Here is a 7771-nt window from a genome sequence, read left to right on the forward strand (position 1 = left end):
GAATATGAAAGTGTTAGTCGGTGTGTCAGGCGGTATCGCCGCTTACAAAGCCTTAGAGCTCGTACGTTTGTGTGTCAAAGCCGGCTACCAAGTGCAAGTGGTGATGACCGAAGGCGCCAAGCAGTTTATTCAACCCTTATCCTTTCAAGCTTTGTGCGGATATAAAGTGCGCGACAGCTTGTTTGACCTTGAGCAAGAAGCGGGCATGGGGCATATCGAACTGGCACGCTGGGCGGATTTAATTGTGATCGCGCCCGCCAGTGCGGATGTGTTGGCGCGTTTGCGTGTCGGCATGGCGAATGATTTGTTAACCACCCTATGTTTGGCCACCGATCGACCGATTTTGTTTGCCCCCGCAATGAATCGCTTAATGTGGGCGAATGCGGCCACCCAAGATAATGTCGCAGCCCTGCAAACACGCGGTTGGCAGATGATTGAACCTGCCTCGGGCGAACAAGCTTGTGGTGAGGTTGGGGCAGGACGTTTGGCGGAACCCGAAACAATTTTTAGCGTTATTCGTCAGCAAGCCGAGAAGTTATCGGTTGCAGAACTGAGCACGGATAAAGCACCAGGCCTGGTTGATCAGCACCAGGCCTGGTGGTCGGATAAAACCTTGCTGCTTACCGCCGGACCAACCTATGAAGACCTAGACCCAGTGCGATTTATCGGTAATCGTAGTTCTGGAAAAATGGGGTTTGCGATCGCGCAAGCGGCGGCCGAATTGGGGGCAAAAGTTATCTTGATCAGCGGTCCGGTGAACTTGCCAACACCACCGGGAGTCACCCGAATCAATGTGCGTTCGGCTTTGCAAATGTTTGAAGCAGTAAAGCAGCATTATGCTCAAGCCGATATCATGATTGGTGCGGCGGCGGTGGCGGACTTTAGATTGGCCGAACCCGCAATACACAAAATCAAAAAACAAACTGACCAAGACGGCTTAGAACTTAAACTGGTAAAAAACCCGGATATCATCGCTTGGGTTGCCGCCCAATCTGATAAGCCTTATGTGGTCGGGTTTGCCGCTGAAACCCAGCATTTAATAGATTATGCTAAAGCCAAGTTACAGCGCAAAGGATTAGATATGATTTGCGCTAATCAGGTGGGTGAAGGGCGTGGATTCGATACCGACGAAAATACTCTTACCCTAATTACCCAGGATCAAGAATGGCCGCTGCCGCCCTCTGCGAAAAGCCAGCAAGCCAAACATTTACTGAGTTTTACTCAGCAAATGTTTGATGATCATCTCAAATCAAGCTAGTGTATTTGCTCAGTTTGATCTAACAGGTTGTTAATACAAACTTTATTGCGTCCAGCTTGTTTTGCTTGATAAAGCGAATGATCGGCGGCTTTGAATAGCGTGTCAAAATCAATCACAACTTGGCCTTGATCAAGCTGATTCAGATCTTTTAGTAACGCAACCAGTTGAGGCGCAAATTTTTTATCATGGCAAGCTAGTCCAAATGTGCAAGTGACATCAATCGAGCAAGGTTGCAATTGTTCGATCTGTTTACGCAGTGTTTCAGCACGTTCTAAAGCTTGTTGATGATGTGTGTTTTTCATAATCACAATCAGCTCATCTCCACCAAATCGGGCCACGATATCTTGGTGATGACTCAGCCTTTTGGTGACGGCGGCGACCTCTTGCAAAATATTATCGCCAACTTGGTGGCCATGGCTATCGTTGATTTGTTTAAAGTGGTCAATATCGATCAACATCAGCGCCACACCTTCATTTTTCTCGATCGCAGCTTGAATCACCTGATCAGCAAACTCATCTAAAAAGTGACGATTATTTAAGCCGGTCACCAGGTCTAAATTGGCTTTCTCATATAACGCGTTTTGTGCGGCAATCGATTCATCAAGTGCACGTTTGGTCATAATTAAATTAATAGCGCGTGCTAAAAAATCGGTTTCGTGAAAGGGCTTGGCAATAAAGTCGCCCGCTCCATGTTTGAGTACATAAACCTGGCGCAATAGATCATTCCAGCCAGAGACGGCCAAAATAGGAATGTCGCGTATTTTTTCATTACCGTGACGAATCAGATTGATTAACCCCATGCCACTTACTTGGCCTTCTAGTACCAGATCCGTGACGACTAGATCAAACGGTTTTTTGCTGGTGTCTAGCAACTCAGCGGCCGCTTCGCCACTTTTAACGTGAGTCACTTGCCAGCCAGCGCTTTTCATAATATGACTAGTGTAGTCGGCTGTGCTTTGTGCGTCTTCGACATAAAGCACCCGAGCCGGAATGTTTAAAGTGGTATATAGCAATAAACTATGTAAGGCACGCTTAAGGGACGGAAAATCGGATTTTATAAAAATTTCGGTAAAGCCAGCATCGTAAGCCTGACGCTTAAAATCTTGGCTGGCGTTCGAGGTCAGGAGAAACTTGGGGATATTACTTAAAAAAGCATTCAGGTTAATTTTTTTCAAAAACTTAAAGCTATCCATATCTCCCAGTTCGTGAGCAATACAGATCGCTGCTGGTTGATGCTGTTTTAGGCGTTTTAGTGCGTCCTGGCCATTGGCGGCTTCGATTACTCGGGTGTCAGCATTGGTAAGTGTTTTGTTAATGAGTGTGCGATAACTCAAAGATGGGTCAACGATCAGAATATTCATGCGGATAAATTCGCGTGTTATAAATAATCCGCAATCATAAAGACTTAGGCGAGATAGAACAAGTTTATTAGCTAAAAGTGATCTATCTCTATAAATTGAATAGAATGAACATGAAACCGAGCTGTTATTTAGCTTGATCAATCATGCTTTGGGTTGCGGTTTCTACTTCCTGGGCAATTTTATGAAGTTCGTTATTATCCGATAACATGGCCAGCATAGGTTCAGGTCGTATCATACCGATTTTGGTGACGCCCTGTTCGGTAAACACTGAAATGCGACAAGGTAGCGCCATATTCAAATTCATCTCGATGCCTAAAACCTTAGAAGCTTGTGCTGGGCTGCAGACTTCAAATACTCGACATTGCTCATGGAAGTCAAAGCCTTTACTGCGTAGGGTTTGGCCTAGGTCGTGAATATGTAATACGCCAAACTGTTTTGCTTTGACGGCCAGCTCTAAATCTTGGCTGGCTTGCTCAAATGATTTGGGTGTTTCAACCACATAGTACATAACAAAATCCTTTGCGAAGTTTAGTCGCTTTTTTGTTGTTGACGTTCTTGATGACGGCGGGCAATTTCATCCCAGTCAATATTGTTACAGGTTTCACACTCTTCTTTAATAATGCCCATCCAGACCAGCATAGAGTGGATTTTGCAACCCACACAAAAGCCCAAAATCGCTTCCATCCACATAAAGCCCAGGCACACCCAAACCAACACTAGCGGAATCCAGTAAGGCATATAGTTAATGTGTGTCGGAATCTCGGTGCCTAAAATGGAGTTCAAAATACGTGCGGTAGCATCTGGATTAAAAAACACAATACACACCACAATAAAACTACCGCCCAGAGTCCAAGCGAAACGTTTAGGTACTAAGGGTTTCCAAACCGGTGGTTTGTCAGCGGCTAATAGGCTGGCAATTAAGATGGTGGGCGATAAACGCGACGTCCACTTAAACATGCCCGATAACATATCAAACAAGGCATAAAATAAAACCCAGGTTTGTATGGTCCAATCGAAGGTACGACGAATGGCTTCGACCTGATAAATGATATGCCCATCCCAATCCAGTTCATAGGTGTCAACGGACGTATTGCCATCTACAACCCAGTTGGATACAAAAATTGCATCATAAAGGGTTAAGCCCATATAGAGTGGGATGACTAACAAAATACCGGCACGAATACGTACCGCTGTGTCATTTATGTAGAGAGGGGATTCAGATGGATCACGAAACCAGAGATTCTTGATCGCGTTTAAATATGCTTGCCACATTGAGGATGCTCCTATCCGCCCACTAAATAAAGTCGGCTGTATTATTAGAATATTAACGTTTAATAATATTACGGCTTAGCTGTGCGGAAATGCCAATAGAAAAACTTAATGAGGCGATACGGTTACTTGAATATATGTTTAGTCGTGACTCTGTACGCGACCGCGTAAACTTTTAATTCTACTTTTTTGCACTTTTGATTTTAAGCGACGCTCTTGTGAGCCGCGAGTGGGTTTGGTGGGACGACGTGGTTTATCGACATGTAGCGCTTGTTGAATCAATTCGATCAAACGTTTAATCGCGGCTTCACGATTTTGTTCTTGGGTACGAAATTCTTGGGCTTTAATCACAATCAGCCCGTCTTTTGTAATTCGATGATCACGTTGTTGCAAGAGTTTTTGTTTGGCCTCATCTGGCAAACTGGAAGCGCGAATATCAAAACGCAGATGCACCGCTGAAGAGACTTTATTGACATTTTGACCACCCGCACCTTGGGCACGAATCGCCTTAAGGTCGATTTCGGATTCATCAAGTTGTAGCTGCGGGTTAATGTAAATCATAGAAATCTGGGTTCGCTTATTTTTAAATGAGTTAACCCATTTTAACAACTCAATCCGTGATTAAGCAGGCGATTGAATCGGCTTGCAACGAATCGTGTAAAATACGACACAACTCATTTATTCAGCCAGTGTGAAGGTTGGCAATTATTAAGGATAGGTTATGACCATTCAAGTCGAATACAAAATTTTAGATCCGCGTTTGGGTAACGAAATTGAAATGCCACATTATGCGACTCAAGGCTCAGCAGGTCTCGATTTGCGTGCGTGTATAAACGAGCCGCTCACGATTGCACCGGGTGAAACTCAATTAATCCCTACCGGATTGGCAATTCACCTTGATGATTCTAGTTTGGCCGCGATGATATTACCGCGTTCGGGTTTAGGGCATAAACATGGGATTGTATTAGGCAACTTGGTCGGCTTGATTGATTCGGACTATCAAGGTGAGTTAAAAGTGTCTTGCTGGAATCGTAGCGATACCGCTTATAGTGTGCAAGTCGGCGAACGGATTGCTCAAATGGTGATTGTGCCAGTGTTGCAACCGGTTTTTACACAGGTCAGCGAGTTTGGTGCGTCAAGTGAGCGTGGGGTCGGAGGTTTTGGCCACACCGGCACGCATTAAATGTATGTGGCATTAAAGGTCTAAAGGTCGTCGATGAAAATACGCCACAGCCGTCGCGCACAAGTGCGCCTATTAGCAGGCCTGGTGCTTAGCTGGAACAGTTTGGTTTTATCAGCATCACCGCCTGTTAAGGAAGCACTTGAATCAGAGGGCTTAAATTCCGAGTGCCTGCAAGAAGGTTTAAAATATGCCTCGGACAATATGACTTTAAAAACCCTGCGCGAACGTTGTTTGGCGGCCAAGTCGCCTGCTGTTGAGTTGGATCAGGTTTTCGAAGACAACTCCGGGCCCAGTGCACTTGAAGAACGAATTGAGGCTGAGCGGCGTAATAAGTTTGAGCCTTATATTATGTTGCCTTATCGTCCCAACTATATTTTGATTGGCGCCTACAATTTTGCCCAACCCAATGAGCAACCTTATGATGGCACGGATTATGTTGAAACCATCGATGGCGAATTACAGCGGGTTGAGACCAAGTTTCAAGTGAGTTTAAAAATACCCATAGCGGATAATATGTTGGGTGGTCGCTGGTTTGTGGCCTATACCAGCCGATCTTTTTGGCAGGCTTATAATACTAAGCTTTCGAGACCGTTTCGTGAAACCAATCATGAACCAGAGTTTTGGGTCACTTATGATCAAAATATTAATTTTTTGGGTTGGCGAAATCGTCTAATTGATTTTGGCTTGTCACATCAATCTAACGGGCGGGGGGATCCGATTTCACGTTCGTGGAATCGTGCTTATGCGCGCTTTATTTTTGCACGCGGAGACAATGTTATTACACTCAAACCTTGGTGGCGTTTGCCAGAGCCGGATAGTAAAGACGACAATCCCGATATTTTGGATTATATGGGCGCGGGCGAACTTCACTTTGCGACTAAGCTGGGCAAAAATCATGTAAATATGATGTTGCGCAATAATTTTGACGCCGACCATAATTATGGTGCGTTTGAATTGAATTATAGTTACCGAATTCATCGTAACTTGCAGGGATATGTGCAGTGGTTTTATGGTTATGGTGAGAGCCTGATTGACTATAACCATCTTAATAACTCAATTGGCATCGGTGTGCAGCTAAATAGCTGGTTGTGATAAAATTCGGCTTATTTAACGCTTTTAAGGAGAGGATATATGCCTTCATTTGATGTGGTGTCAGAAGTCGACAAACACGAGTTAACCAATGCGATCGATCAAGCGAATAAGGAAGTGGTGACCCGTTTTGACTTTAAAGGAACCGATTCCAGCTTTGAGCTCAAAGATTTGGAAATCAAAATGAGCACCGAGTCTGAATTTCAGTTGGATCAAATGTACAACGTACTAACCTCAAAGTTGAGTAAGCGAGGCATCGACTTGCGTGCGATTGAATTAAAAGATCCGGATATTCAACTTAAAACTGCCAAGCAAACCGTGATTGTGCATCAAGGTTTGGATACCCCTATCGCCAAAAAAGTAGTGAAGATTTTGAAAGATGCCAAGTTGAAAGTACAAGCGCAAATTCAAGGTGAAAGTGTGCGTGTCACCGGCAAAAAACGTGATGACTTGCAAGAGGCGATTGCCTTGTTGAAAGCGCAAGAAGAGTTTGAGCGTCCATTACAGTTTGAAAACTTCCGCGATTAATTAACGCGTTAGCTCGTTTAGATGGAAGCACCATGCCTGGTGCTTCCATCTAAACTTATTGAGTCTAAAACTCAAACATCCGTAGGGTATCGTCCGGTACCAAAGAGCTGGCTTGGCGAATACGTTGCTGCATCCAGCCCATAAATAATTCGACTTCACGCATATTTAAGCGATCATCAATAAAAGTAATCGACGACTGTACTTCCGCCGCTTTGTTGCCAGGTTGCACAATATATTTAGCGCAGTTCAAACGACTGTTTAAATGCGAAAGGGTAACAAAAATCTCTGGGTTGTTGCGGTGTTCAGGTTTAATTGGATAAACCTGACTCACCACTACACGGCTCAAACCGCCAAGCTGGATACGAGGTTCCATAATATAACGCCCGTTACCGTACAAAACTTCGATTTGACGTGCATTTACAATGTTGGTGATATAACCCTGTTTTTCTAACGCATCCGCCAAAGCATGGGGAGCGGGGGTTTGATCGTCAAACTTAACCCAGCTATTTGAACCTGTTTGAGTCAAGGCGCAGCCGGATAAAATGAGTAAAGCAAACAAACTAAAAACAAAACGCATGGAGAGATTCCTGTATTTTTTTAATGATGCGAGTAAAATACCATTTCCCTTTATGAAATGACAGGCGCAACAGCCATGAGAGTGCAAAATACAATGAATTTAAACAAAGACCAAGCCCAGCATATTGCCTCGGTACTGGCCGAAGCTTTGCCTTACATCCAGCGTTTTGCCGGTAAAACTATTGTGGTCAAGTATGGCGGTAACGCGATGACCGAAGACGATTTGATGGCCAGTTTTGCACGTGACATCGTGTTGATGAAATTGGTTGGCATGAACCCAGTCGTCGTTCATGGTGGTGGCCCTCAGATTGGTGACTTGCTTAAGCGTGTGGGTAAGGAGTCCGAGTTTATTCAAGGTATGCGTGTAACCGATACCGAAACCATGGATATTGTCGAAATGGTATTAGGCGGTTTGGTGAATAAAGAAATTGTGAATTTGATTCATCAGCACGGCGGTAACTCGGTAGGTTTGACGGGCAAAGATGGCAATATGATTATGGCCAAAAA

At 44.4% G+C, this 7771-nt stretch carries 10 protein-coding genes; 5 read left to right on the forward strand and 5 right to left on the reverse strand.

Translation table 11 applies throughout. From position 1 onward, the window contains the following. The first annotated feature begins 4 nt into the window (after positions 1 to 4). Positions 5 to 1258: a bifunctional phosphopantothenoylcysteine decarboxylase/phosphopantothenate--cysteine ligase CoaBC gene (gene coaBC, locus VIM91_RS10350; RefSeq protein WP_331864736.1), complete on the forward strand. Its 1254-nt coding sequence runs from the start codon at positions 5 to 7 to the stop codon at positions 1256 to 1258. Here coaBC and VIM91_RS10355 read toward each other — a convergent pair. The 4 genes from VIM91_RS10355 to arfB form a co-directional block, all read right to left on the reverse strand. Beyond that, the gene (locus VIM91_RS10355; protein ID WP_331864737.1) at positions 1255 to 2619 is read right to left on the reverse strand and encodes a diguanylate cyclase; all 1365 of its coding nucleotides are present in this window, start codon (positions 2617 to 2619) and stop codon (positions 1255 to 1257) included. The two genes, coaBC and VIM91_RS10355, sit on opposite strands and share 4 nt — an antisense overlap. Positions 2620 to 2743: 124 nt before the next feature. Then, positions 2744 to 3127, reverse strand: coding sequence for a DUF302 domain-containing protein (locus VIM91_RS10360; RefSeq protein WP_331864738.1), 384 nt, complete (start codon positions 3125 to 3127; stop codon positions 2744 to 2746). Between the two features lie 20 nt (positions 3128 to 3147). Further along, positions 3148 to 3891 carry a DUF4395 domain-containing protein gene (locus VIM91_RS10365; RefSeq protein WP_331864739.1) on the reverse strand — a complete coding sequence of 248 codons (744 nt, stop codon included), beginning with the start codon at positions 3889 to 3891 and terminating at the stop codon, positions 3148 to 3150. Between the two features lie 138 nt (positions 3892 to 4029). Further along, positions 4030 to 4449 carry an alternative ribosome rescue aminoacyl-tRNA hydrolase ArfB gene (arfB, locus tag VIM91_RS10370; protein WP_331864740.1) on the reverse strand — a complete coding sequence of 140 codons (420 nt, stop codon included), beginning with the start codon at positions 4447 to 4449 and terminating at the stop codon, positions 4030 to 4032. Positions 4450 to 4609: 160 nt separating this feature from the next. Here arfB and dut point away from each other — a divergent pair, with 160 nt between their 5' ends. The 3 genes from dut to VIM91_RS10385 are packed head-to-tail and all read left to right on the forward strand — an operon-like array spanning position 4610 to position 6688. Continuing rightward, positions 4610 to 5071, forward strand: a complete 462-nt coding sequence (dut, locus tag VIM91_RS10375) for a dUTP diphosphatase (protein WP_331864741.1) — start codon at positions 4610 to 4612, stop codon at positions 5069 to 5071. A 33-nt stretch (positions 5072 to 5104) separates the two neighbouring features. Beyond that, on the forward strand, positions 5105 to 6163 hold the full coding sequence (locus tag VIM91_RS10380) for a phospholipase A (RefSeq protein WP_331864742.1): 1059 nt from the start codon (positions 5105 to 5107) through the stop codon (positions 6161 to 6163). Positions 6164 to 6202: 39 nt separating this feature from the next. Beyond that, the gene (locus VIM91_RS10385; RefSeq protein ID WP_331864743.1) at positions 6203 to 6688 is read left to right on the forward strand and encodes a YajQ family cyclic di-GMP-binding protein; all 486 of its coding nucleotides are present in this window, start codon (positions 6203 to 6205) and stop codon (positions 6686 to 6688) included. A 64-nt stretch (positions 6689 to 6752) separates the two neighbouring features. Here the strand turns inward: VIM91_RS10385 and VIM91_RS10390 are convergent, their stop codons facing one another. Next, positions 6753 to 7265, reverse strand: a complete 513-nt coding sequence (locus tag VIM91_RS10390) for a hypothetical protein (protein ID WP_331864744.1) — start codon at positions 7263 to 7265, stop codon at positions 6753 to 6755. Positions 7266 to 7340: 75 nt separating this feature from the next. Here VIM91_RS10390 and argB point away from each other — a divergent pair. Then, positions 7341 to 7771 (forward strand): acetylglutamate kinase (argB, locus tag VIM91_RS10395; protein ID WP_414719636.1); only part of this gene is annotated, 431 nt, incomplete at its 3' end.

The organism is Thiomicrospira sp. (genome assembly GCF_036568485.1).
Classification (GTDB): domain Bacteria; phylum Pseudomonadota; class Gammaproteobacteria; order Thiomicrospirales; family Thiomicrospiraceae; genus Thiomicrospira.

Excerpts from the sequence above, each read along its gene's own strand:
- VIM91_RS10380 (WP_331864742.1), top strand. The coding sequence starts at position 5,105 with ATGAAAATACGCCACAGCCGTCGCGCACAAGTGCGCCTATTAGCAGGC.
- arfB (WP_331864740.1), bottom strand. The coding sequence starts at position 4,449 with ATGATTTACATTAACCCGCAGCTACAACTTGATGAATCCGAAATCGAC.
- VIM91_RS10360 (WP_331864738.1), bottom strand. The coding sequence starts at position 3,127 with ATGTACTATGTGGTTGAAACACCCAAATCATTTGAGCAAGCCAGCCAA.
- VIM91_RS10385 (WP_331864743.1), top strand. The coding sequence starts at position 6,203 with ATGCCTTCATTTGATGTGGTGTCAGAAGTCGACAAACACGAGTTAACC.
- coaBC (WP_331864736.1), top strand. The coding sequence starts at position 5 with ATGAAAGTGTTAGTCGGTGTGTCAGGCGGTATCGCCGCTTACAAAGCC.
- VIM91_RS10355 (WP_331864737.1), bottom strand. The coding sequence starts at position 2,619 with ATGAATATTCTGATCGTTGACCCATCTTTGAGTTATCGCACACTCATT.
- dut (WP_331864741.1), top strand. The coding sequence starts at position 4,610 with ATGACCATTCAAGTCGAATACAAAATTTTAGATCCGCGTTTGGGTAAC.
- VIM91_RS10390 (WP_331864744.1), bottom strand. The coding sequence starts at position 7,265 with ATGCGTTTTGTTTTTAGTTTGTTTGCTTTACTCATTTTATCCGGCTGC.
- VIM91_RS10365 (WP_331864739.1), bottom strand. The coding sequence starts at position 3,891 with ATGTGGCAAGCATATTTAAACGCGATCAAGAATCTCTGGTTTCGTGAT.